Source organism: Candidatus Accumulibacter sp. ACC012 (assembly GCF_907163155.1).
GTDB classification, from domain to species: domain Bacteria; phylum Pseudomonadota; class Gammaproteobacteria; order Burkholderiales; family Rhodocyclaceae; genus Accumulibacter; species Accumulibacter delftensis.
In genome coordinates, this window is the sequence record NZ_CAJQUC010000026.1 from 1 (window position 1) to 25567 (window position 25567).

Annotated in this window: 19 protein-coding genes and 2 pseudogenes; 9 read left to right on the forward strand and 12 right to left on the reverse strand. The window is 59.3% G+C overall.

The window, feature by feature from the left end; genetic code table 11:
- The 5 genes from QZ648_RS24160 to QZ648_RS24180 all read left to right on the forward strand — a co-directional run.
- A partial coding sequence (locus QZ648_RS24160; RefSeq protein WP_291998518.1) for an AAA domain-containing protein occupies nt 1-363 on the forward strand: 363 nt, incomplete at its 5' end.
- Nucleotides 364-447: 84 nt separating this feature from the next.
- Nucleotides 448-924, forward strand: a complete 477-nt coding sequence (locus QZ648_RS24165) for a C-terminal helicase domain-containing protein (RefSeq protein ID WP_291998519.1) — start codon at nt 448-450, stop codon at nt 922-924.
- Entirely contained in the window at nt 914-2374 is a 1461-nt protein-coding gene (locus QZ648_RS24170) for a hypothetical protein (protein WP_291998520.1), read from the forward strand. The genes QZ648_RS24165 and QZ648_RS24170 overlap by 11 nt, the downstream gene beginning before the upstream one ends.
- 101 nt (nt 2375-2475) lie before the next feature.
- Nucleotides 2476-4812 carry an AAA family ATPase gene (locus QZ648_RS24175; RefSeq protein WP_291998521.1) on the forward strand — a complete coding sequence of 779 codons (2337 nt, stop codon included), beginning with the start codon at nt 2476-2478 and terminating at the stop codon, nt 4810-4812.
- Between the two features lie 68 nt (nt 4813-4880).
- Nucleotides 4881-6656, forward strand: a complete 1776-nt coding sequence (locus QZ648_RS24180) for a hypothetical protein (RefSeq protein WP_291998522.1) — start codon at nt 4881-4883, stop codon at nt 6654-6656.
- Nucleotides 6657-6814: 158 nt separating this feature from the next.
- Here QZ648_RS24180 and QZ648_RS24185 read toward each other — a convergent pair whose 3' ends face one another.
- The 5 genes and pseudogenes from QZ648_RS24185 to QZ648_RS24205 all read right to left on the reverse strand — a co-directional run.
- Nucleotides 6815-7060: a hypothetical protein gene (locus tag QZ648_RS24185; RefSeq protein WP_291998523.1), complete on the reverse strand. Its 246-nt coding sequence runs from the start codon at nt 7058-7060 to the stop codon at nt 6815-6817.
- A 37-nt stretch (nt 7061-7097) separates the two neighbouring features.
- Nucleotides 7098-7811: a hypothetical protein gene (locus tag QZ648_RS24190; protein WP_291998524.1), complete on the reverse strand. Its 714-nt coding sequence runs from the start codon at nt 7809-7811 to the stop codon at nt 7098-7100.
- A complete protein-coding gene (pglZ, locus tag QZ648_RS24195) occupies nt 7808-9847 on the reverse strand; it encodes a BREX-3 system phosphatase PglZ (protein WP_291998525.1) in 2040 nt (679 codons plus the stop codon). Before pglZ ends, QZ648_RS24190 begins: the two co-directional genes overlap by 4 nt.
- A 4-nt stretch (nt 9848-9851) precedes the next feature.
- Entirely contained in the window at nt 9852-12647 is a 2796-nt protein-coding gene (locus QZ648_RS24200) for a helicase-related protein (protein WP_291998526.1), read from the reverse strand.
- Nucleotides 12648-12649: 2 nt separating this feature from the next.
- Nucleotides 12650-14098: pseudogene (locus QZ648_RS24205) on the reverse strand (DNA methyltransferase); the annotation flags it as partial.
- 121 nt (nt 14099-14219) lie between these two features.
- On the opposite strand from QZ648_RS24205, the gene QZ648_RS24210 reads away from it, so the two are divergent.
- The 3 genes from QZ648_RS24210 to QZ648_RS24220 all read left to right on the forward strand — a co-directional run bounded on the left by QZ648_RS24210 (nt 14220) and on the right by QZ648_RS24220 (nt 17344).
- A complete protein-coding gene (locus QZ648_RS24210; RefSeq protein ID WP_291998527.1) occupies nt 14220-14591 on the forward strand; it encodes a hypothetical protein in 372 nt (123 codons plus the stop codon).
- A 30-nt stretch (nt 14592-14621) separates the two neighbouring features.
- Nucleotides 14622-15980: an IS1182 family transposase gene (locus QZ648_RS24215; protein ID WP_291986318.1), complete on the forward strand. Its 1359-nt coding sequence runs from the start codon at nt 14622-14624 to the stop codon at nt 15978-15980.
- Nucleotides 15981-16045: 65 nt separating this feature from the next.
- The gene (locus tag QZ648_RS24220) at nt 16046-17344 is read left to right on the forward strand and encodes a hypothetical protein (RefSeq protein ID WP_291998528.1); all 1299 of its coding nucleotides are present in this window, start codon (nt 16046-16048) and stop codon (nt 17342-17344) included.
- On the opposite strand, the gene QZ648_RS24225 is transcribed toward QZ648_RS24220, so the two are convergent.
- From QZ648_RS24225 to QZ648_RS24255, 7 genes and pseudogenes are all read right to left on the reverse strand, one after another.
- Nucleotides 17330-18715, reverse strand: coding sequence for a DNA methyltransferase (locus tag QZ648_RS24225; RefSeq protein ID WP_366144242.1), 1386 nt, complete (start codon nt 18713-18715; stop codon nt 17330-17332). The two genes, QZ648_RS24220 and QZ648_RS24225, sit on opposite strands and share 15 nt — an antisense overlap.
- The gene (locus QZ648_RS24230; RefSeq protein ID WP_291998549.1) at nt 18712-19908 is read right to left on the reverse strand and encodes an ATP-binding protein; all 1197 of its coding nucleotides are present in this window, start codon (nt 19906-19908) and stop codon (nt 18712-18714) included. Before QZ648_RS24230 ends, QZ648_RS24225 begins: the two co-directional genes overlap by 4 nt.
- Nucleotides 19909-20133: 225 nt before the next feature.
- Nucleotides 20134-20478, reverse strand: a pseudogene (locus QZ648_RS24235) (ATP-binding protein); the annotation flags it as partial.
- 12 nt (nt 20479-20490) lie between these two features.
- Entirely contained in the window at nt 20491-21138 is a 648-nt protein-coding gene (locus QZ648_RS24240) for a hypothetical protein (protein ID WP_291998529.1), read from the reverse strand.
- A gap of 12 nt (nt 21139-21150) precedes the next feature.
- Complete coding sequence (locus QZ648_RS24245) at nt 21151-21450, reverse strand: addiction module antidote protein (RefSeq protein ID WP_291998530.1); 300 nt, start codon at nt 21448-21450, stop codon at nt 21151-21153.
- Nucleotides 21431-21772 (reverse strand): type II toxin-antitoxin system RelE/ParE family toxin, encoded by a 342-nt coding sequence (locus tag QZ648_RS24250; protein WP_291998531.1) that lies wholly within the window; start codon nt 21770-21772, stop codon nt 21431-21433. Before QZ648_RS24250 ends, QZ648_RS24245 begins: the two co-directional genes overlap by 20 nt.
- Before the next feature lie 30 nt (nt 21773-21802).
- Entirely contained in the window at nt 21803-22435 is a 633-nt protein-coding gene (locus QZ648_RS24255; protein ID WP_291998532.1) for a tyrosine-type recombinase/integrase, read from the reverse strand.
- Between the two features lie 72 nt (nt 22436-22507).
- Between QZ648_RS24255 and QZ648_RS24260 the strand changes: the two genes are divergently transcribed.
- Entirely contained in the window at nt 22508-25537 is a 3030-nt protein-coding gene (locus QZ648_RS24260) for a Tn3 family transposase (protein ID WP_291998533.1), read from the forward strand.
- The last annotated feature ends 30 nt before the right edge of the window (nt 25538-25567 follow it).

A 25567-nucleotide genomic window follows, 5' to 3' on the forward strand; every position in this document is an offset into this window, starting at 1 on the left:
GTGTTGGTTGGCGACCACCGGCAGTTGCCCCACCTGCTGGAACCGGAAGTTGAGAGCGAAGTAGTGGAAACGCACGGGCTCAGTATCGACCAGCGAAGCGCCTTTAGTGAAAGTCTGTTCGAGCGGTTGTGGCGCCAATTGAAGGATCGCGAAGCTGCGGACGGGTTCCCGCGTGTAGTCATGCTCGACACTCAGTTCCGCATGCACCCAGTGCTCGGTGAGTTCGTCAGCAAAGAGTTCTACGAGAAAGAAAAGTTGGCGCCGTTGAATCGGTTAGGCCTGCTTGCGAATTCATGGAAAAAATCCGGGTTACGAGGACAAGGTTTGTGCCTGGCTCGATGTGCCCTTGGTCGATGGTGCTGAAAACCGCCCCGGGACCAGTCGGAGTTGGAGGCGCCAGTCGGAAGCCAAGTACATTGCCCGGGAGGTGGCTCGCCTATTGAACGCTTGCGGTCAGAGGTCAGCATCGGTGTCATCACGTTCTACAGTGCCCAGAGGGACGAGATATTTCGGCAATTGGCCCATCATCCCAGCATCACGATTCGGGATGAGGAAAGCCGAGAGTGGCAGATCACGGAGGAATGGCGCAGGACACCGAGTGGCATCGAACGCCTGCGCATCGGCACGGTGGACGCATTCCAGGGCAAGGAATTCGACATCGTGCTGCTTTCCGTGGTTCGCTCCAACGCCATACGACTCCCCGCTGATAGCCGAGCAGGCGATCTCTTTGATAAGGCCGCAAACCGCAAGTACGGCCACCTGCGTTTGAGCAACCGCATGAATGTGGCCATGAGCCGCCAGCGCAGCCTCCTGGTAGTGGTGGGTGACCGGGCCATGGCCAGGGGCCGAGAGGCGGAGGAAGCAGTGCCGGCGTTGGCCACGTTCCTGAAACTCTGCGAAGGGGTGCACGGCCTTGTTCGCTGATCGCTATCTTTTTGTTCCACCGAAAGCCCCGCTGGATCACCGACAGAATCTTTTATGGCCCGTGCATGTCTGGAAGGTCCTCTACCCATCAGAGGACCAGCGCCTGGGGGCAAATGTGTTTCAGGAGGCGATCCTTGGCCTGATGCGCGCCGGGATCCGCGACCTGAAGGTGGTGGCAGAGTTCCTGGCGCTGCATCCTGAACTCGTACAGTTCATCGTTGCTACCCAGCTGCAACCCCAGGGCTGGCTTGACGCAGCGTTCAAACTCACGCCTTCCGGGATGGCGGTTCTGGATGAGGCCGAAGATAGCCGGCTTGAATTGAGGGTCGGCTATGGTTTTCAAGACGCCATCAATGGTGCCTGGCTTCCTCGTTTCGTTGCCAATTTGCCGGAGATTTCTCCGTTGGAGCATAACCGCCACAACCGGCCGGTTTTCCTCCTGGAGCGGGAGCGAGGGCGACCAGAGACGCCGTTTGTTCTTCCCCATCTTGTTGCTCCTTCTGTCGATCCAGTCGCCCTTACCGCCGCGTATGCGGCTTACCGGAAGGACCTGGGAGCGGCCAGGCGGGACGATCGTTCTAGCGAATCCGGATTTCACCTGCAAGCCATCGAGAGCATCGCCAGCGATGCAACGCCGATGTACCTGTGGTGCGAGCTCTACCGAGATGAAGGCCAGCCTCAACCCTGGTTGGTGAGCGATCCCTTTCGGTTGAGGCGAGCAGCATTTTGGCTGCGCAAACCCTTGCTCGACCTAGCGCCACGAAACACGGGGTTGATCAGCAAGATGCAGAAACTTGTACCTGACGTGCCAACCGACAATTGTTCAGCAGCCGAATGGCTGTGTCAGGTCGAGGAATGCGTGTCGTTCGAACTCTTCGGAGACTACCCTTTCCTGGATGGTCAGGAACTGATCCGCGAGCACTTGGGGCGAATCTTGCGACAACGGAAGAAGATCGAAGGCCGTGAGAAAGTCCATAGCGAGGAACTCGGCACCTTGGCAGGAGAGGTGAACAATCTATTGGAGGCGGTCCTCAAGTGGCTGCTGCGAGAATGGCCAATCGATACTCGCTCATGGCCAAGCAAGAAGTACTGGAGCAGAGATGAGGCCAAAGACGTCTTCAGGAATCTTAGGCTACCCGGACTGAGCTCACGAGTCGTCGATCAATTGGCGGGACAGCCGTTGGGAGGCATCGCCGATGCTATTCGGCAACAGAACCGTCCTCTTAAGGCACTACTCGCTGGAGCGGTTTTCTGCGCTGCAGAGCGCTCAGATCACCCGTTTCGACATTTGGACGCGAATGATCTTGCCCTCGACCGTCTCCCGGTACTCGCGGACGATCGGAACAAGGTGAGTGGCCATGCTTCGGGGGTGAAAGGGGATCGAGACCAGGTCCTGGAATCATCCCACTTCGCCATCCAATGGATGGCTCAGTTTCATCACTGGTACTAAATATGGCCAAGAAACCTAGACCCCCATCGCAAGCACAACGGCCGCAAACAAACGGAGCAGGAAGTCCCGCAAGAAGGCCCAGTGGCGTCTTGGGAAATCTGATGTCTGCAGTAGGGCAGACAACGGCTACCTTGGGTGTTGCCAAGCCGGAGTGGGACGAACAACTGCTTAAGGATTTGCACGAGGCACTACCGGCAGAGCGGAAGGCCGAATTCCAAGGCTGCGTGACGCAATTCAATGAACTCGGCAAGCTACTTCAGTCTGCCATCAAGGAGCATGAGCAAGGGCAGCTTCGTGCCGAAAAGTCCTGTGCTGAAAGCGAGTACGCACGAACACAACTGGATGAGCGTGAACTGGAGCTGCGACAACGGGAAGATGAGTTGATCCAGCGAACGAGCGAGCTGGAAAAGAGACTGTCTGAGCTGTCTTCCCGTGAACTGCGACTCGATGAAGCGCAGATCCAGAAAGAATCACAACTTCTCAGCAGAGAGCGTGATCTAGAAGCGCGAGAGGCCAATGCCCGTGCCGGGTTTGCGGAGCAAAACCGGACGGCATTGGAGCAGTTGCGTGCCGAGATTGATGGGCTTGAAAAGCAACGACTGAGCCTGCAGTCGGAGAGTGAGCAGAGGCGCAGAGCGGTGTCCGAGGATATCAGACAAGAAGCACAGAGACTTCGGGACGATCTCGAATCAAGGCGACGGGAAGTTGATGAAGCGGAGGCCGTACTCGCTGCCGAGAGGGATCTTCTGGATCAGCAACGGCGTCGTCTCGATATCTCACAGCGTAGTCGTGAGCACCTGGAGGTGCTTATTCGCAAGCAAATCCAGGACGCAAGCGCTGCCGATCTGGAAGCCAGGCAGGAAGAGATCCGAAAACTAGGAGAACGCGGTCAGCGGCTTGCCGCGGATCTGGATGCGGCAAATGATCGCCTCGACGAGCATGCAGAGATGGCCGCCCAACTGAAAGGAAGGTCGCCGGCGAAGGTTCTGGAGGAACTCGATGATCTACGACGCGACGGCCGGGAGAAGGACTTGCGCATCCAGGAACTTGAGGAGGCCCAGGCACGTGATGACTCCGTAGCCGTGCGCTCTGAACGCGACCGCCTGGTCGATGAACTGAGGAATCTGCGTCCAGAGCTCGAGGAGCTGAAACAAAGAGACCACTTGAGCAGATTGGGTGTCCTGGAAAAAGAACAATGGGCGACCGAAAGACGTCTCCTCGAAAGAAACAAAGAACTTCTGTCTGCTCATCTCAACGACCTCGAATCGCGAATCAAAGGGCTCACCGACGCTCAGCAAAACCAAGGTGCCTTCCCGGAGCTCGGCCGGATGGATGTGGAATCCAGATTCCAGACCCCTGCATCGGTTCATCCCGTGGGAGACCTCAAAACGTTTACCGATGAGCTCCAGCACCGGATTGCCGCGACGCAACCTCAGAACCCTCTGTTCTTCCGGATTGAAGATTTGCAGTTGTTCGTGGGCGGCTTGGCCATGAGCCAGTTGCATGTGCTGCAAGGCATCAGCGGTACCGGCAAGACCAGCCTGGCCAAGGCGTTTGCCGAAGCAGTGGGTGGCGAATGTACCGATATCGCGGTGCAAGCGGGGTGGCGCGATCGGGCCGACTTGCTGGGGCATTACAATGCCTTTGAGAGGCGCTACTACGAAAAGGATTGTCTGCAGGCACTATATAGGGCGCAAACACCCTATGCCGCGGACAGGCTCAACGTCATCCTCTTGGACGAAATGAACCTGTCCCGACCCGAGCAGTATTTTGCGGATTTCCTGTCCGCTCTGGAGAAGAAACCCGGACATCGAAAGGTAACTCTGCTCGAGTCTGCCCCGCTGAACCATCCCAGGAATCTATGGGAGGGCCGAGAGATTGAACTGCCCGAAAACGTCTGGTTTATCGGGACGGCGAACCAGGACGAGACAACCAACGAGTTGGCAGACAAGACCCACGATCGTGCCTTCGTCATGGAGCTACCGCGCCATGAGAAGAATTTCGCGGTCAGGAAAGGCCTCGAACCGACGAGATACGATTTCCGGACTCTGAAAGAACTTTTTTCTCAGGCTCAGAAGACAGAAGGCGAAGAAGTATTGAAAGCACTCCATTTTATCGGTCAAAGCGAACTGACGAAGGTACTCGAGGAACGTTTCGACCGGGGTTGGGGAAATCGCTTCGAGCGCCAAGCCTTGAAGTTCCTTCCAGTGGTAAAGGCGGCAGGAGGATCATTTGCAACAGCACTCGATCACCTGTTGGCATCTCGGATTTTCCGGCTAGGCAAGGTGACTGGCCGTTACGACATCAAAAAGGATGATCTTGAAGCCATCGCCAAGGCTCTTGTCGAGACCTTGCATCGAGCGTTTCCCGGGATGGAGGCTAAGCGTTGCCTAATAGCCATTGAAAAGGATATCAAACGCCTGGAGCGTGGCGGTTGAGGGTCTTTGACCGCTACCTCGGCAGGGAAGTCGCTCTACCGTCGATTGTGGAGCCCGGGCGGTACCGAGTGATTGCTCCCTCCTGCGTTAACGGCGACATCCCGCTGAATGCTCGGCAGGCCATTCTCTCCGATGGCCGAGCGCAATGCCACATCGGTGGCGCGAACGGTGCTTTCCTGGAAAGCGGGCGCTCGGAATCGGAAGTCGCCGAACACGACTTGCTAGCGCTTTCACTGGCGACGCTGGTCCAAACCGTCATGGAAGAGGGGGGGATCAAGTTTTGTCCGTTGATGCCCGCCAGGTTGGGGGAGCTGGCTGAGCTGACGGACCTGGATAAAGCCCTTGTAAGACTCATGAAGCATCTGCACGAGATCGCCCGTCGCCCAAGGTCCAGCGTGTACTACTGCTCGGAGGTGTCGCCCCTGTCGCGCGCTACAAGGGTTGCACCTGCTGCCGAGATTCGCTTGGCTGCCCACTCGGAAGATTGGCATCGGCGTACCCTTTCTGGAGTCCAGCCCAAGCGGATACTCGCCTTGTTCAGCGAAGATGAATGGGCGATATACGAGAATTGTGTCTTTGCCCGTCTTCTTGACCGACTGGATTGCTATCTGCGGAACAGGGTTGCGATGGTAGAAGCTCTCACGAGAAAATATCAGGCAGCGCAGAGACTCCTTAACCTCAAGTCTGAGCATCTTTACCATCGTTTTCGGACTTCCCTGTGCGAACTTTGGGAAGAGGCCCTGTCCGAGAGAGAAACTGAGCTAGCTATCAATAGAGCGGATAGTTCGATGGAGGTGATTAGCAGCTTGGCGAAGAGAATCAACGTACTACGACAAAGCGAGTTGTACGGTCGCATTCCGCGCAATACCCAAGTCCCTGAGCAGCTCAGAGACACGAATATTCTTCAGCACGATCAGCATTATCGGCACCTGCGCGAACTCTGGTTTCTATACCAGAATCGAGCTGCCGAGATGCGGGCGGCCCCGGCGGAGGTTTACGACCGGAACCAGAAGCTATTCGAGCATTACGTCCTCTATGTCGGGATGCTGGTACGCCGAGTACTGAGCGAGATCCGCCTCCTGAAACTGGACGCAGGGAAGTCAACCATCCATTTCACCTTCGCCGGTAATCAGGGGAAAATGGTCCGGCAGAACGATGAATGGTTGCTAACCTACTCGGGAGCGAGGCTGATCATCGTTCCAGCCTTGTATCCACTTTCTGACGGTGGGAATATTGGCCTGCCTGCCGACCGGATCCGAGTGTATTGTCATTCCCGAGGCGCTGTCCAGGAATCTGTGTCGCCCGAACGCCCCTGGGGCTCATCTGGCCCGGTGATTGTCAATCCACTAGAGTTTTATGGACTGGAGCGAATTCGCGTTCTGATTGAGCGCTTCTTGTGGAAACCCTTGTTCACGGGCTACGGTGATCCGCTCCCCACCCTTCCAGACGCCGCTTCCCAATGGTTAATCTCCGTTGGAATCGCGACATCGGCCTCTTCCACTTCCACTTCCAGGTTGGCAATGGCAACGCCTCTCTCCGACGCCAAGCACAAGCAACTGGAAATTTGGTTGAATTCCGAGCAGATCAATGACCAGTCACGGTCTGAAATCCGACGTAGGGACGATGGACTGACCGTGCTGGCAACTTGTAGACACTGCGGCAAGTCAGCCTTCGCCAGCTTCAAGCCAAGGACCGGTGGCTTCTTGGCAGAATGCTCCCAATGTCTTACGAAGTGGGGCATCTTTTCAACGAAGGATCAACGGATTGCGAAGTTCATGGTCAGCGGGGTTCAGGGTGCGTCGTTCGAATCTCACGGTGCCTGGAACTTAGAGATCGCGTTGTGAGCCCACGAAGCAGAACGCCCCCATTTCTTGTAATGACGATTATTCCGGGGGCAGACCACGGTTCCCCGCTCAAAAACGACGAAACGGCAGCCGTGTTACGTCCCGCACGAATCTGGACTTCTCGGTCCAAGCCAATCGATGTCGAAACGACGGGCGTTTCACACGGCAGACGCAAGCGCCATCTTGATGCGTTGCAGGCCTTCATCAACGCTTTCCGCCAATTTGATAGCCTCGGGATCGGTGGAGCGGTTCTCGGTTGTCCATTCGCAGAAGGACGCCATCAACGCTGCTCTTTCGGCGGACAGCTTTGAGTCGGTCAAGCCGGCCTCGATGATGGGGATAAGGCCAGCCGCCGCCCGAAGACGATTGAGTTCCGGGGTTGCGGGAGAAATCTGTTTCGACATCTCGACATTCTAGCGACGAGCGTCGCAACCCGATAGGCTAGCCGCTCCCGAGAGCCAGCCACAGATTCCCGTCGCCACTACGATGCGCGACCAATCTTCCGTCAGCCAGCACGTCACGCTCAACCAGGTTCGCGAGCGCCCAGGGGAACAGCCAAAGAGGCTTGTCAGTCAGCCTCACCGATCGATCGGCCGCCGCGACTGAAGCCTCGATCAGCCATAGCGACACGGCCACTGACTGAATGCTCGTGGGCGGCCCAGCGCTGAAGCGTCTGGCCTTGGCGTTCTCGACCTTGATCACGCTCCACCCGACCAGCGTTTGCAACACCGCTTCTGCTGCCCGCAGGATTGATGCGCGATCACCGTATTGTTCCTTGAGCCGGCGCGTGATCTGGGCCGAGGTGAACTCACCGTGAAGGTTCAGCAGGCGACCGATCGACTCGGTTAGCGACGCAAAAAACGGATGCGATCGCAGGGCCATGCCCCAGTGCAGGGAAAGTGTATCCACCTCCGGATGGGCCTTATAGATGGCGACGCCGGCTGCCGCATAGTCACGCAGCGATGGATGCGTCGATAGCCACATGCGGTTGAGGATGATCGATGTCTTGCTGCGTGCCTCGACGCCGACGATGTCCTGTTCCAGGAGCGCGACAAGTTCGGGCCGCTCGCGCTGGCCGGCGGCGATGTTGAGCGCCAAATCCAGCCAGGAGCGGGTAATGAATCGATCGAAGCCGATGTTCGGTAGAGGCTTCATGCTGCGTGACCGTCCTTTTCCTTCTTGTGCTTCTCGCTTGAACGAACGCAAATGAACGGTACCACCAGTTCTTCGAGCGCCCGCCCGCCGTGCGCGACGACCGAGCTTCCCTTGGTCACGAAAGCTGTACGACCTGCGGCATAAACCGGGAAGGTGTTACCGGGCAAACCTGCCGTTGGTCCGGGCTCGGCACGGTCACCGAGTTCACTGATGGTCTTGTCGCAGAGCACCTTGTCTTCGTAGATCCGCACCCGCTCACCGCGGGTGTCGGCGAGGATGCCTTGCATCACCTTGCCGCAACCGCGTGCCTCGATATTGCCGTGGTCAGCAGTCACGAAAACTTCGAACCCAAGCCCCAGCAGACGATTGAAGAGTCGTTCGAGTACGCCTTGCTCGGCCCAGGTGGCCACCTGCTTGTGCAGGCCGCGCGTACCGAGAGTCATGCCATGCATGATTACGTCAATCGCGTCGACGACGATACCGAGTGCGCGAATCTGGCTGCCTGCGGTCAACTCATCGACTTCGTCGAGTTGGTCGACGCGCTGGATACCCTTGATGTAGCCGACCGCTTGCGACGCAAGCCCATGCGATGTCCAGAACGTCGTCCACGCTGCGGGTTCGCCCTGGGTCGTCCCGATGTTCTTGAGATAGCGCGGTACCATCCCGGCAAAGATCGCTTGCCGTGCAATGCTGGTCAGCGTTGGCATCCACGCGAACATCCCGCCACGTTCAACCTGGATGCCGCGACCTCGCTGTTCGAAGTGACTTTCGAGCACCAGCCACTGATCCATGGCCATGCCGTCCATGATCACCAAGGCCACTCTGGCGCCAGCTGCGACTCGCCGATTCAGGTACGGCGCGACGTGATGCCCCATGACCGGGGCGGTGACCGCCGGCAACGAAGATAGTTGTCCGTAGCGAAGCGATAGCCAGTCTGAAAAACGCTCATCGATGGACGCCTGCAGCTTGCCGAGCTCCTTGTCGATATCTGGTCGGAAATCCAGCGGCATGGCATGCCACTGATGAAGCAGCTCTGCGAAGGCCCATCCGAATTTCACCCAGTCCCCGTGCCTTGCCTCGGACGCAGGCAAACTCTCTTCAAGTCGTAACTTCAGATTCAACAACTGCTTCGAACGTAAACGCTGATCGTCGACCTGCACACCCATCAGCATCCATGGGGCAAGCTTGGGTCCATCCCCATGTACGCGGAAGCGCGGCAAATGTCCTTCGGTGAAGAGGTTGTCGAGAATGGCACGCACGGAGTCGTTACCGAAGGGCAGGGTGGCCGGCCCCGGAACGAGGAGGTAGGGCGGACCAGGGCTTTCCTCGAATCCCGGCCTGACGGCTTGCTCTTCGCCGCCCACCGCGATCCGCCAGCGCTCTTCGATGAACAGCAGGAAGCTCGCCCGGTCCGCAAAGAGCTGCACCAGCGGCCAGGCCGCAAATCCCGGCTGGACAGACAATTGCGCCGCCAAGCGCATCACCAGGACGCGTGGCAATTCGACGCGACAAAAGTGAGTGTCGAGCAACAGCTTGAGCAAATCTGCGTCGGTCTCGATCATTACGTCGGCGATCTTGAAGACGTTCAGGAGGATGAAGTCCGCAGTCGCGTTCGCGCCGAGGCCGCCGGGTCGCTGGAGCAGGTAGCGATCAAACAGCCGGCTGAGAAGCTCCACCGGCATGGCACGGACCACCGAAAGCTCAAGGTCGGGGAACAGTTCGGCGAGCGACAGTCGATGCAGCACCGCCGCATGCGTTACATCCCAGGGCAAGTCATCGAGCGACTCGCCAGAGTAGTGCAGCAGCACTGCCGGCGTTTCGCCCGGCGCACCATCGTCCCAGCGGGTGCGAAACCGCGTTTCAAACTCCAGCCGGAAAGTCACTTCGTCTTGGTAGGTCAGTACGGTGAAGCCACGATCGGCCAGCGCCGACAGCGTGTCTTCGTCAAGCAGCACGATGTCCGGATCGTGCGCCACATGCAATCGCCCATGATCGGGCGTCAGCGCGGACAAGAGTCGATCAAACCAGGCGCTCATGGTTTCAGGCTCCCACCCGCAACATCATGATGGCGGTCAGAGATGGCGTTGCCGCCCGCGCCAATGCGGACTGCCGCCGCCACTCGGCGATCTCCTGTTCCAGACGCGTCAGCCGGTGCGTCCGCACCGCCGGCAAACCCACTCTTTCGATCAAGCGCCGGCGAGCCGAAAAGGCGTAGTCCATCTTTTCGGTTTCGCGGGTCAGCCACTCTTTCTGCTCGCTGGCGATCTCTGCATAAAGTTTCTCGCCATGCAGCGTTGCGACTTCCTGTGCCTTGGCAAATGCCTGGATGGCGTCTGCGCCGGCAACATCATTACTGCTCAGTTCGATTGATTCGGTCAGCAACAGGTCCCAGACCCGTCTTGCGGTGGGCAGGTAAGTGCGGCCGTCTTTCGACACAAACAAGGGAAGAAAGCGGCGCTTGTTGGCGACACCAGTGACGGCATCCGAACTCTGCGCAACCTCCCAGAGCGACCAGACTCCGCTCACGCTCGTCGGCAATCCATGAATGCGAACACCGGGGATCGACATGCCTTCCGTCCACTGTGGCAAACGCGAGGCCAGTCCGCGCAAACGCGGTTCTTCGAGGGTCAGGACGCGTTGGCGCGGGTCGTCTGCCGAAACATCGAAAATCGCTGCGGCGTCCTCGCTACCATCCACCCAGTGCAGGCGCCAACCGAGCGGGCCACGCTCAGCCGAACCGCCCTGATCACGAAGGTAATGAACGACCATCCTCTCAAGCCAGACCTGTAGGGGATGTTCCATCAGCGCCCTGGCTTCATCGGCCACCAGCGATTCTGTCGTCGGTAGCAGGTTCCGCTCGTCCTTCGAGCTAGCCATCTGCTCGCGAATCGATTGCAGCGTGCGATCGCATTCCGATCCCATCTGTTCCGGTTCGACCAGGCTCTTGACGAACAGGTCGTCAAACAGTGCTTCAGCCTCAACCGAATCCATCACGTCGGACGCTTTGTCGACGCCGAATTCGTGGGCGATGATTTCGAGCTTTTCCTCGAGTACCTCGCGAACGCGATGCTCTACGGTGTCCTCCAGGACGAAGTTGATCGCCCGAACCACATGCTTCTGGCCGATCCGGTCGACGCGGCCGATGCGCTGCTCGACCCGCATCGGGTTCCAAGGCATGTCGAAATTGACGATCACATGGCAGAACTGAAGGTTCAGGCCCTCGCCACCGGCGTCGGTCGACACCAGGATGCGGGCCGCTTCGGCAAAGGTGCGCTGGGCGAGCAGCCGTTGCTCCAATGCCATAGTGCCGTTCAGTTCGACGACCGAAATGCCGCGCTGCTGCAGGAAGTCGGTCAGCATCCGCTGCGTTGGCACAAACTCGGTGAAGACCAGTACCTTCAGGTCGGGATCCTGTTCCTCCTGCTGAAGCTTGTAGATCAGTTCCAGCAGAGCTTCCGCCTTGGCGTCCGTACCCGCGGCTTCCGTCTCGCGGGCCGCTTCGAGCAAGACCTCGACTTCAGCCATTTCGCCCCGCCAGCCGGCCAGATCGATCGCCGAGGCTACCTGTGCTTCGCCGTCCAGTTCCAGCCAGGATTCCTCGTCAAACAGACCGAGTTGCTGTCCACCCGACTGGCGCAGCACCTTCAGGCGCTTTTCCAGCGTCACCCGGATTGCCGCCGTACTCGAAGTCACCAGCCGCTGCATCAGGATCATCAGGAAGCCGATATGCTGCTGCCTGGTCTTCAGCGCCTGGTTGTAGCCGTGACGCACGTAGCCGGTAATCGCTTCGTAGAGCGTACGCTGCTTGTGATGCCGATCGGCCCAGGCCACCGGGGTCAGCCGGGTCTGACGCGGCTTGAACAGTGGCGCGCCGCTGGCATCAATCGCGGCTCGCTTTTCGGTGCGAACGACGTAAGGGCGGACGCGGTCGCGGCTGATGCTCGACTCATCCGGAAACGCATCGCGATCGAGCAAGGTCATCAGGCGATGGAAGGCATCGGTCTTGCCCTGGTGCGGTGTCGCCGATAGCAGCAACAGATACGGCGCGGCCTCTGATAAGGCGACGCCGAGCTTGTGTCGTGCCACCTGTGCCGTGGCGCCACCCATTCGGTGCGCCTCGTCAATGATGACCAGATCCCAGCCGGCAGAAACCAGGTCATCGAAGCGCTCGCGGTTGTACTCGGCAACATCTTCGGCTTTCCAGCCTCGCCGGGCTTCGATCGGCTTGACCGAATCGAGCGAGCAGATCACCTGATCCGCTGTGCGCCAGAGGTTGTCCTGGGCGTCGGCAGAACGTCCGAGAACCTGCCGCATCGCCGGAAAATCCGAAGGCGACAGGATCCGGAAATCCTCATGAAAATGCACCCGCATTTCTGCCTGCCACTGCGCTGTCAGTCCCTTCGGCGCGACCACCAAGACGCGCCGAAGCAGGCCACGCAACTTCAGCTCACGAACGACCAGGCCGGCTTCGATCGTTTTGCCGAGCCCGACTTCATCGGCGAGAAGATAGCGGACACGATCACCGCGGGTGACCCGCTGCAGTGCGTAGAGTTGGTGTGGCAGCGGCGTGACGGCGGACTGCATCGGCGCCAGGAGCACGTTCTCGGCCAGCGCATCGGCAATCCGCGCTGCCGCGGCCAGGTAAAGGATGCGGTCGACGCCGGGGAAAGCTGCATCGATGGGTTGCAGTTCATCTTCGGTGACACGGACAACCGCGTCCTTTTCTGGCAACCAGACACGAACGCTGGCCTGACCCCACAACAACAGGCGCTCGATGACCTGGCCTGACGTGGCGTGGCGCGGCAGCCAGCAGCGGTCGCCGAGGTTCCAGGACACGATCAGTTGTCGCCTTCCATCCGTGTCAGTGCCTGGTCGTACCAAAGCAGGAGCTTTTCGTCCTCCTGCAGGACTTCGTCGGGGATTTTGCGGGCGACAGCAATGATCGTTGCGTAATCACGGTTGCCCCAACAGAACTTGAACCCCGCTCGCAGGACTTCCAGACGGAATTCCTTCAGCTTGCGACCAGTGTGGGTCTTGTACGCGGCGAACTCCTTGAGCAGTGCCTTCTCACGTCTCTTTTCCAGATCCTGGCTCTTGCCGCTATCCGGCACATACCAACGGTCCATGGCACGTGCGACCAGTATCGGGTCGTCCTTTTCAAGACCGCGGAGATCCTTGAAGTTCGTGGAGAGATAACTGTGGATCTGGCTTGGCACCTCACCCGATCCCTCGTACTGCAAAAAGTTGTCAGCGAGTAGCGCCGCGAGTTCCGGCTTGGGTTCATGCTTGCGCCAGCCCGCGCCCAGCAAGCCTGTGAACTCAGGATGTGTCTCCTGATAGGTCGATGGACGTTTCTTGAGGAAGTCGATCAGCCAATCGATTGCCGACCGCTCGTCAGACACGAACAGGTCCATCTGTGGGGCTTGCGCGTATTGCAGCCGCTTCTTGTCATAGTCGCTGACCTGATCGGGCAGGAAAAACATGCCATCACGCTCGGCAAATCGCTGACGTAAACCTTCCTGGAATTCTTCGCTGGAAAGCGGAACCGGCGCGTTGTGCCGGACAAACCAGGCGATCATGCGATCGAAAATACGTCGTGCATCGCGCTCGACGACCATCTCAAGCTCGCCGTGCTTGCCGATCCTTACCCGAGAAAGCTGTCGCAGGTGAGCATCAACAAAATCCCATACCGAGTCGACACATCCGCCTTTTTGTTTGAAACGATCTTCCAAGGCGCTTTCCGGTTTGTAGGCGGAGATGACCAAATCCTGCTTCACCGCCGTCGTCGAAGTGACCTGGCGATAGCTACCCTGAACCTTGTCAAGCGCGGAGACTTCGGCAACAACGAAGCCAGCCTGCTGTAGTGCAACCTGGATTACGTTCCACACCGCCGCTTTGCTGTTTGAGAACACCACAGTCATCCAGCGCCCCGGCTTGAGTACACGATGGTACTCAGCGAAGCAGCTTTGCATTAGATGCTGATACTCTGGAAGCGCTTTGTTCTTGAACTTGTCGACGATGGCCTCTGGTTTTGCGTCTGTGGTTACCTGGTGCCAAGCTTCTACAAGAAAGTTCATGTCAGCATAGAATATGTTCTCGCCGAATGGTGGATCAGTAAAAATATAATCAATAGAATCTCTCTGTATAGACAGGGCAGCCGCAGTGCCAGTGTTTACAGCGACTGTACTTGCGTCTGATCGAAAACTTGCAAAAGACTTCACCAGACGATTTAGCTTCCCTTCATTGACGTACCACGGCGAGCACTCCGTATGAAGGGATGACACATAGCGCGGCCGTTGGCCGCAACCAAAAGGAGGTGTCGCCTCCGATACCGCCGGATTTAATTTGCGAGGACAATATCCTCAACCCCACGTAGGAGGTAGACCACCGCACGGCAAAGGAGGCGACATGGACATTTTCCTCAATAAGCACCAAGAGTCAATCCTGGGTGTGGTCGAAGGGTTCGACCGGATCATCTTCAAGGGGTACCTGACCTCGATGTTTCCGGATGGTGCGTTTGGCCGCTACCTGTCCAAGCGGGGCGTGCTGCTCAAGGATGCCGGGAAGTTCTTCGAAAGCGAAACCAAAACGCTCGTCGAACACGCGAAGACGACCGCCGAAGAGGCGGGGCGTCCCTACCACTTTCTCGCCTCCGCGCACACGCACGCCAGCGGTCGATCGAAGGAAGCGATGGCCCGGGCCATCGCCGAGCAGGACGGAATTGCCGAAGGCCTAGCAGCCTGTCGGACTTTCCCGGCGCCAGAACCGAACATGCTATAATCATACTTCTTCGAGCAACCGAGTCATCGCATGTCCAACTTTATCGTCGCTGACCGCCAGACCGACTATCTGCTGCCGCCGTCGGTGGACGATTGGCTGAACCAGGACCATCTGGCGCGCTTCATTGTTGAGGTGATCGACCAGCTGGATCTGTCGAAGCTGACGCGTCAGTACGCGGGGCGCGGATCGAAGGCCTACCACCCGGCGACGCTGCTGGCGATTCTGGTCTATGGCTACGCCACCGGTGTCTTCTCGAGCCGCAGGCTGGAGCAGGCCACCTACGATTCGGTCGCCTTCCGCTTTCTTGCCGCCAACCGGCATCCCGATCACGACAGCCTGGCGGCCTTCCGCCGACGTTTCCTTGACGAACTGAGCGACCTGTTTCTGCAGGTCCTGGAAATGGCCAAGGAAATGAAGGTGCTCAAGGTGGGGAACATCTGCCTTGACGGCACGAAGATCGAAGCCAACGCCTCGCGGCACAGTGCGTTGTCGCACGGGTACATCGAAAAGCTGGAAGTGCAGCTCAAGGCCGAAATTCAGGAACTGCTGGCGCTGGCGGAACAAGCGGATCGAGCCGATATCCCGAATGGCGTCAGCCTGCCCGAGGAACTCAAGCGTCGCGAAGATCGGCTGGCGGCCATGGCCGCCGCCAAGGCCACGATAGTCGCCCGGGCCAAGGAGCGCGATCAGCGTGAGAAGGCCGAATACGACGAGAAGATGGCCTGCCGCGCCGCCAAGGAAAAGGCCACCGGCAAGAAGCCGGGCGGCAAGCCGCCCAGGGCGCCCGAGCCTGGACCGCGGGACAAAGATCAGCTCAATCTGACTGACGAAGAGTCACGCATCCTGCCGGTGGCCGGTGGCGGCTTCGAACAGGCGTACAACGCCCAGGCGGCGGCCGATGCGGCAACGATGCTGATCGTCGCCACCGGGGTCACGCAAGCGCCCAACGACAAACAGCAAGTCGAGCCGATGCTGGCGACCCTCAAGGCGCAGGCGGTGGTGCTCGGCGCCGTGGAATGTCTGATCGCTGACAGCGGCTACTGCAGCGAGAAGAACATCAAGGCGTGTGAGGCGGCCGGCATCGATCCCCTGATCGCCGTCGCTCGTGACGAGCACCACCCGGGCTGGCGGCAGCGCCACAGTGAGCCGGCAGCCTTGCCCGACAATGCCACCCCCGTGCAGGCCATGTCTCATCGCCTGAAGACCCAGGCAGGACGGGCGCGCTATGCGTTACGCAAGCAGACCATCGAACCGGTGTTCGGGATCATCAAGTCGGTGATGGGCTTTCGCCGCTTCTCGCTGCGCGGTTTGAACAAGGTCACCGGCGAGTGGACGTTGGTTTGCATGGCGTGGAATTTGAAGCGCCTGGCCGTATTGCGCCTGCAGTAGGGAAAATGAGGGGAAAACCCTCGGAAAAGCCTGAAAACCGACGAAATCCGGCTTTTCTGTCGCGTATGGTGAAACGCGCCGGCCAGGCCGGCGGTCAGTCCGACAGGCTGCTAGTCTGCATCTTCTCGGTCATCGAACCGTGCGTCTCGTTCGCCGTCGCCGGCAATCGCAAGACACAACGTCTGGAAGTCGTTCGGCGCAATCGCCGCTGCCTGCACCTGTACTGGTATCTGATCGACCCGGTTTTTGGCTGGATGCACGTGCGTATCCAGACCTGGGCACCGTACGCCACTCAGATTTACGTCAATGGCCGGGAGTGGCTGTGTCGGCAACTGCCGCAAGTGGGTGTCGCCTTCGAGCGGAGCGACAACAAGATTCTCTGGGTGTCGGATTTCGAGGCCACGGCGGCACTTGCCGAGCAGTTCAATCACACCGACTGGCCAGCATTCCTGATTCGTCAGGTGGCCAGCGTCAATCCGCTCTTGCCGGCCATCGCCGCTGCGAAGTTCGACGGCTACTGGTTCGGCATCGACCAGGCCGAAGTGGCCACCGATATCCTGTTCAAGTCCAGAGCCAATCTCGAACGTATCCACCACGACCTCGTCCATGCCGCCATCACCGGCTTCGGCGCGACGGACGTCATGCGCTTTCTCGGCCAAAAACCTCATCACCTCTTCACGGGCGAGGTCGTCATCGACAGCAAGAAGCGGCCCGAAGGTTGCCGGATCAAGTTCCGTATCCGACGCAACTCCGTCAAACTTTACGATCATCTCAACGTCTTGAGAATCGAGACCACACTCAACAATCCGGCAGAGTTCAAAATCCTCACCTCGTCCGAAAATGCCGAGGGCCAGGTCGTCTGCCGGTGGTCGCCCATGCGCAAAGGGGTCTCGAATTTCTGGCGCTATGCCGAAGTCGCTCACGGCGCCAACTCGCGCCTGATCGACGCCTTGGCCAATGCTCCTCTTCAAGGTCAGGCGATCGAGGCCATCGATCGCCTGTGCCGGTCACAGAGCAAGGCCGGTCGGCATGTCGCCGCTTTCAACCCGGTCACCGCGGAGAACGTCGCTCTGTTCACCGCGCTGCTGGCCGGCGAGTTCGCCATCAATGGCTTCCGCAACCGCGATCTCCAGGCCAAGCTTTACTCAGCCCCTGCCAACAACCCCGCCGAAATCAAGCGGCGCACGCATCGAACCAGCCGCCTGATCGCTAAACTGCGCGGCCATGGCTTGATCGCCAAGGTCACCAACTCTCGTCTCTACCGGGTCACGCAAAACGGCGTGAAAGCAATGTGGGCCGCCGTCCGCTGCCGCCGTATCGACTTTCCAGCCGCCTTCAACATGTCAGAATCATTCGCGCAATAGAGACAAGTCCTGCGGGGGAATTTCATAGTAAACGCCCTTCATGAATCGTCCAACTTGACTTGCATTGCCATCTGCTCTGCCAAACTGAATTGGTTCATATTTGTTCATCACGGACATGGACCACAATGACTGTTCAATCCAGTAGAGCAACATAGATCGCAGCCTTGGGTCTGAGTTTTCGCTTGCCTTCTTCCATAGAAGACCAACCGCCTGCAATGCACGGGGAACAAAGAAGTGCTGGGTATGCGTGAACCCTTTAGGCGCAATTCTCGATCCGTGATACATGGACTCGATAGGGAATCGAATATTCGGAACTTCAGCCGGGATTTGGAACGACTCAACTGTTGCTGCCACATGTAAATCGTTGGCGTCTGGTTCTTTTTTGTATCTGGCGTTTCCGATTCGATAAGAAATCAGGGCGGGGGCAAGTTTGATGCGCTTCCAACTCAACTGAGTAATTGGATCCAGCCGATTTTCAAGAACGCGGTCGAGTTTTCCTTTTGTTAGCTGTGCTGCGCAATGTGGGCACTCAAAGCTATCCTTTACTCGCTTTGTTTCATTATTGAGTGCTTCATTCAGAAATACGATGTCGCCTGCACAATTGGGGCATGTGAATACTTCGCTCCAGACCATGTACTCAACCCTACCCTTGGTCTTCCCATCTGTGTGTGTCGTCTCGTACATCCAGCCAATTTCCTGCTCGACTTCCTTGAGCAGTTGCTTGCCGGCCTTCGCGAAGGCTTCAACGTCAAAGGGAAGATTGTAGTTGGCGGCGATAAAAGTGGCTGCTGGTGACAAGTCGTTCAGGATGATGCGCCGTGCGCCCCATTTGGGCGAACTCTTAGCTTGTTTCTTCCACTCAATTTCTAACTCGTGGCGGTATGCGGCAGGCGCAGATCCGCACCACTGCGCTGCAACGCCAGTCATGCCCGAACCTGAGAAGCCATCGAGCACGATGTCGCCGGGTTCGGTGTAGTGGAGTATCGAAGGCACGATCGCAAGGTGCGGGACCTTGGTGTGATACGAGTGCGCCCTGTAGAGTTGGTCCGTCTTGCCAACAGACACGTCGATGGCCAACGGCTCGCGGAGATACTTCACCGTAGGGTCATATGGCTTTCCATATTGCTGCACGAACTCCCCCAGGAATGGATTTGGGCATGCCGTGTAGTAGGGTGGATCCGACATCGCCAGGATGGCCTCGTCGGTTCCCAGCGGAAAGCCTTCCTGCGTGCGGAATGCGGGATCTTTCAGCTTCTCGCCTAGCAGATTCAAGAAGTGCTCGCGGCGCGCCTGGTCGCTCGGAAAAGTTAGGCCGAGACATTCGACGGGAGGGGTTGCTGCGCCAATCTGGCTGTGAAGCAGATCATTCATGCTTTCGGTTCCTTGTTGCTTTCAGCAAGGCGATATTTTTGTAGCCGGCTTTGCGGCATATCGGGCAGGGTCATTTCAATTCGCTGCTTGGCCAGGAGGTCGCGGATGGTCTTGTTGAGTTGGCCGGACACCTTACGCTGACCCAAGGCCCGGGATATTTCAGACTTGCCCAGCGGGGCGGTCTGTAACAGGTGAAGAACGCGCTCGGGCAATGACTCTGGCTGTGACTCTGGCTGTGACTCTGGCTGTGCGCCAACGCGTAGTGTGCCTTGTCCGATCGTCATCTCGGCTGCGGCAGCAAAGCGCTCCCGCAACCCCTCCGGTGCCTGGAAGTGGGTGTCGGACAGGGATTCCAGCAGTTGTTGCCCGATCAGATGGTCAGCGATGGCTTTTGCTTGCTGGGTGGTCGTGATGCCCAGGCCGCGAATGTCGGTGAGTGTGATTTGTGGCATTTCCAGAGCCAGGGTCAGCGCGTCGGCCTGTTCAGGTGTCAGGCCAGCGCCAATGGTCTGGCGGAAACGTTGCATGGTTTCCGTTACCAATGCCTTTTTGATCAGCACCAGCTCGAACTGTTTCCGTGCCTTGTCGTTGGTCAGTTGGGGCGGCGTGCGCCCCAGTTCGTGCCAGTTGCGAAAGATGGCTCGGATGCCAGTGCCTGCCTGGTCGGATAGACCAATGCGGCGGAAAGCTTTGACGATGGCCGGGTTGCGCACTTCCTTTTCGGTGGGGTCAAGCAACTCTGCCTCGGTCGCGAAAGCGTCGCCGGGATTCCAAAAAATCGTGCGGTCGGTGAATAGCTTGATGGATGCCTTGCGGCCGTGGTCTCCGTAATCCTGGTGGATCAGCAGGTTGATAGCGGCCTCGCGGAAGGCAACGTAATCGGGCGGATCATCGTTACGGCGCAGGGTGGCGGGGTCAAGAGAGAAGGGGTGTTCGGCGATGCGCATGTAGCGCGCTACCAGCCCTTGCCAGGTGTGGAAAATGTTCTCTTCAAAAACGTAGCGGTCGTGCCATCGTTCTTCAGGAGACCAACGTTCGAACAAGGTATCGATACGCTGGTAATCGAGCACCGGGCGCGGCAGCAACTGACGAACATACTGAGCTCGTCCAAACAGCAGAACACCCGCCCGGGTTGGCAGCAAACGGCCGCCTTGCTCAACGATGAAGTTCCAGTTGAGCAGGAACTGGCGCAAATCATTGGCTGCGCCGTGTTCGGGGTTGCGCCGAACAAACTGCTCCTGATACCAACGGACGGTGTCTTCGTCGAAGCAGCGTTCCACCGATAGATCGGTGATGGCTTCGCTGTCGTAACGTTCCTGCGAAGCATCGCGCAGGAAGCGCTCCAGCTCACTTTGGGTGCATTGCTCGTCGCCGGCGCCGCGCCGGATGTAACTCTGGCGTGGGTCTCCTTTGAGATAGACCGGCTTCTCGAAGCGCTGACTTTCCGGAACATGGAAAGCCAGAACGTGTTTGCCATCAATGTTGAATCGCTGCTCGCTTACACGAATGACGCGGTTGAGTTTTTGCCCGCTACGCAGCGTACTCAAGAAATCGTTTTGCACCCCATCAGCTCGCTCGACGCCAGTGATATCCATCCGGCCGTTGATTTCGCTAATGCCAAACACCAACCATCCGCCCGCCGTGTTGGCAAAGGCAGAAACCGTTTTGTAGGCATCCTCAGGTACGCTGCGCAGCGCTTTCTTGCACTCGAAGTCGTTCCATTCGAAGCCGCAAACCCTGGTGAGCAAGTCGTTTCGATTCATGTTTCTGCTCGATCACGATGACAAACGGTGCGACTGGTAGGTGCCAGCACCAATGGCCGCTTCGGCCACATCAAGCAGATGTTCGTGGTGCGTCAGGAACAGCACCTGCGTTCGTTGCGACAGGTCAGCCAACACCTTGAAGGTGGCCGCTGCAGCCTCGTCGTCGAACTGGATCGTGATGTCGTCGACAATCACCGGCAAGGGTTCGCCGTTGTCAAGATGCCCTTCGATTGCAGCCAGCCGCAGGGCCAGAAAAAGCTGATCGCGGCGGCCGGTGCTCAACTGGTCCATGCTCAGACGCTCGCAGTCGGCGCGCGTTGCCTTGAGGATTTGCTTGTCTTCGTCGTAGTCCACCACCACACCGGTGTAGCGGTCGGCGGTGATGGCGGCAAAGCGCTTTGATGCCTTGTCGATGAGCGGCCCCTGGTTACGCTTCTGGTAGGTATCGATGACCTGCGCGAGCACCGCCGACGCGATCCGTGACGCCGCGTAGTCGGCGCCGAGTTCGCTGATCCGTGCGGCGTGTTGCGCGGTCTGGGGTTGTAAGCCCAAACCCCAGAAAATTCCGTCAGCCAAAATGCCGGTCTGGTCGATCAGCATCATCGAAATCCGCACGCGCCATGATCGCATCCAGGCGGCCAGCGTCAGCATGACGGCCAACGCTGGCGTTCATCAAGTGTGATGGAGCGGTTGAATCGCCAGACGCAGTCCTATCGCTTTGAGCACCGCGGTGAGGCTGCGCAGCTCGGGATTGCCCTGCGGGGACAGCGTGCGATAGAGCTGAGTCGGATTGAGGTGCGCTTTCTCGGCGATGGCGGGGACACCGCCATACGCCTTGGCGATCTGGCGTAGCGCGATCAGCAGGTCGGACTGGTCGCCTTCTTCCAGAACGTCGTTCAGATACTGGGTTGCGAACGCCAAGTCCTCGCGGAAGATCTCGGCCATCGCATCATCATGTGCTCGGTCTTTCATCGTCGGGCCTCCGTTGCCAATCCTGCCAATAGCGCACTGCGCGCCCGATGTCGGCGTCCTGGGTTCGCTTGTCGCCGCCGCACAGCAGCAGCATGATGCGTGAGCCGGCCTGGGCGTAATAGACGCGATAGCCTGCGCCCACATCGATCCGCATTTCCCAGACGCCGTCGCGGCAGAATTTGTGGTCGCCGAAGTTGCCTTGCTCCACGCGGTTGACGCGCTTGACCAGTTGCACCTTGGCAATCGGGTCGCGCACCTGCTTAAGCCAATCGAGATAGATGTCCTTGCCGTCCGCAGTGAGGTAATGGCGGATTTCGTACATGCTCGATCTTCGTCTATAAACGAATCCGCGTCAATCCCGCCAGAAATCCTTGAACCGGTCTGCTGCCAGCTCGGTGTAGCGGGTCGTGTGCTGGATGTTGCGGTGGCCCAGGTAGTGCTGGATCGCTCGGGTGTCCTGCCCGTCGTTGGCCAGCTTGTAGCCGGTGGCATGGCGCAGCATATGCGGATGGACCGGGAACTCGATGCCGGCCTCTCGCCCGGCGCGGCTGACGATTTTGCGTACGGCATCGGTGGTGAGCGGCGCCTTGCGCTCGCTGACGAACACGTAGGGCGTGTCCGGGTAGTCGCGCTGCAGGCGACGCAAGGCGCGCAGCTCCGGCCCGCGCAGCGGATGGACCGAGGCGATGCCGTGCTTGCGCCGCGCGACGTGCAGCAGCCCCTGCTTCAGGTCAACCTGATCCCAGCGCAGGCTGACCAGTTCGGACACGCGCAAGCCGTGGCGGTAGGCGATCAGGATCAAGGCGGCGTCGCGCGCGCCGTGGCGCCCGACGCCTGCAGCCGCTTCCATCAGCGCCGCCACCTCCTTTTCCGACAGGTATTCCCGGCTGCGGTAGGCGGCGTTCGCCCGGCGGATGGGAACTTTCCGGTTTTCGGTGGTTGGCGGATCACGATCCGGTAGCGTAGAACCCGCATGCTTGCTCATGGCGCAATCCGATCTTTCCCGATATCGGTTATTCTACGGAAAGTTTTCCGGGGCCGGGCGCCTACGCCGACGATGGCGACCACGAACAAGCTATTGACCATCCTGTCGGACGCCGAGCAGTTCGCCCTGTACGGCCTGCCCGACCTCGACGACGGGCAGCGTTTGGATTACCTGTCGTTGTCCGAAGCGGAGCTGGCGCTCGCTTGTAGTCGTCCCGGCCTGCACGCTCACGTCTACTGCGTCTTGCAGATCGGCTACTTCAAAGCCAAGCGCGCTTTCTTCCGCTTTACCTGGGACGATGTCCAGGACGATTCCGTCTTTGTACTGGACCGCTATTTCAACGGACAGGCATTCGAGCCGCATGCCATCACCAGGCACGAACATTACACCCAACGTGCCAGGATCGCGGAGCTGTTCGGCTATCGACTGTGGTCGGCGGACTTTCTCCCGCAACTCGCGGAACAGGCCGCCCATATCGTTCGGCGCGACGTCACACCCGGCTTCATCGTCGCCGAGCTGATCGCCTACCTCAACGAACACAAGATCGTCCGGCCCGGCCACACGACCTTGCAAGAGCTGATCAGCGGGACCTTGTCTGCCGAGCGCCGGCGCCTGGGCGACCTGCTCGCCGAGGTGCTGAACGACACGGCCCAAGCCGCGCTGGCCCAGCTCCTGGTGCGCGACGACACGCTGTCCGAGCTCGCCGCCCTGAAGCAGGACGCCAAGGATTTCGGTTGGCGACAGATGGCGCGGGAGCGGGAGAAGCGCGCCAAGCTGGAGCCGCTGTACTGGATCGCCAAGACGCTGCTGCCCGAGCTCGCAATCTCGCAGCAGAACCTGCACTACTACGCGAGCCTGGCGAACTTCTACACGGTATACGACCTGCGCCGCCTCAGGCCCGAGCAGAGACATCTGTATCTGTTGTGCTACGCCTGGCAGCGCTACCGGCAGATCACCGACAACCTCGTCGACGCCTTGGGCTACCACATGAAGCAGCTCGAGGACGAGAGCAAGGCGCGGGCCGCCAAGCACTTCGTCGCCGAGCAGATGCGCCGCCAGCAGGAAACGCCGCAGGTCGGCCGCCTGTTGCTGCTCTACGTCGACGATACCGTGGCCGACGCCACGCCATTCGGCGACGTTCGCCAGCGCGCGTACAAGATCATGCCCAAGGACGCGCTTCACGTCGCTGGTCAGCGCCTCAGCGTGAAGCCGGCGAGCAAGCTGGTCATGCGCTGGCAGGTGGTCGACGGTCTCGCCGAGCGCGTCCGCCGCCACCTGCGCCCGCTCTTTGGGGCGCTCGAATTCTCCAGTGCCGCATCGGATAACCGGTGGCTCGCGGCGCTCACCTGGGCAAAAGGCGTGTTCGCGAAACAGCAGCGCCTGTCGCAGCGCCCGCTCGTCGAATGCCCGGAAGCGACTCTGCCCAAGCGCCTGCGGCCTTATCTGCTGGCGTTCGACGCGGACGGGAAGCCGACGGGCGTCCATGCCGACCGCTACGAATTCTGGCTCTACCGCCAGATCAGAAAGCGCGTCAAGTCCGGCGAACTTTACCTGGACGACAGCCTGCAGCATCGCTGCTTTACCGACGAGCTCGTGTCCCTCGACGAGAAAACGGAGGTGCTTGGCCAGATGGACATCGCTTGGCTGCGCCAGCCGATCGAGGCCCAGCTCGACACGCTGACGGCCGAGCTGCGCGAGCAGTGGCTGGCGTTCAACCGCGAGTTGCGACAAGGAAAACTGAACCATCTCGACTACGACAGCGAGACCAAGACGCTAACCTGCCGCCGACCCAAGGCTGACAACGATGCCGCGCGCGAGGACAGCTTCTACGAGAAGCTGTCGTTCTGCGACGTCGCCGACGTGTTCCGCTTTGTGAACGAGCAGTGCCGATTCCTGTCGGCGCTGACGCCGCTGCAACCGCGCTATGCCAAGCAGGTCGCCGATTCGGACAGCCTGATGGCGGTCATCATCGCCCAGGCGATGAACCATGGCAACGTCGTCATGGCGCGCACCAGCGACATTCCGTACCACGTGCTGGAGGCGACCTACCAGCAGTACCTGCGCCAGGCGTCGCTGCAGGCGGCCAACGACCGGATCAGCAACGGCATCGCCGAGTTGCCGATCTTCCCGCACTACTCGTTCGACTTCGACGCGCTCTACGGCAGCGTCGACGGCCAGAAATTCGGTGTCGAGCGGCCGACCGTCAAGGCACGCTACTCGCGCAAGTATTTCGGTCGCGGCAAGGGCGTCGTCGCCTATACGCTGCTGTGCAATCACGTTCCCTTGCAGGGCTGGCTGATCGGCGCACACGAGTTCGAAGCCCATCACGTGTTCGACGTCTGGTATCGCAACACGTCGGACATCCTGCCGACCTCGATCACGGGCGATATGCACAGCGTCAACAAGGCCAACTTCGCCATCCTGCACTGGTTCGGGCTGCGCTTCGAGCCGCGCTTCACCGATCTGGAAGAACAACTGAAAGAACTCTACTGCGCCGATGATCCGGCCCTGTACGAAAAATGCCTGATTCGCCCGGTTGGCCAGATCGACCGGCAGGCAATCGTGGACGAGAAAGCCAACATCGACCAGATCGTCGCCACGCTGGGCCTCAAGGAGATGACGCAGGGGACACTGATCCGCAAGCTGTGCACCTACACCGCGTCGAACCCGACGCGACGGGCCATCTTCGAGTTCGACAAGCTGATCCGCAGCATCTACACGCTGCGCTACCTGCGCGACCCGCAGCTGCAGCGCAACGTGCGCCGCTCGCAGAACCGGATCGAGTCCTATCACCAGTTGCGCTCGGCGATCGCCCAGGTCGCCGGCAAGAAGGAGCTCACCGGCAGGACCGACATTGAAATCGAGATCAGCAACCAGTGCGCGCGGCTGATCGCGAACGCTGTCATCTATTACAACTCGGCGATCCTGTCGCGGCTACTCACCAAGTACGAGGTGAGCCGGAACGCGAAAGCGCTCGCGCTGATCGGAAAGATTTCGCCGGCGGCTTGGCGGCACATCCATCTGAACGGGCACTACACGTTCCGCGGTGACGGCCAGGTCATCGACCTGGATGCGATCGTGGAGGGGCTCGATTTGGTGTGACGGAAATTTCTGGGGTTTGGGCTTACACCC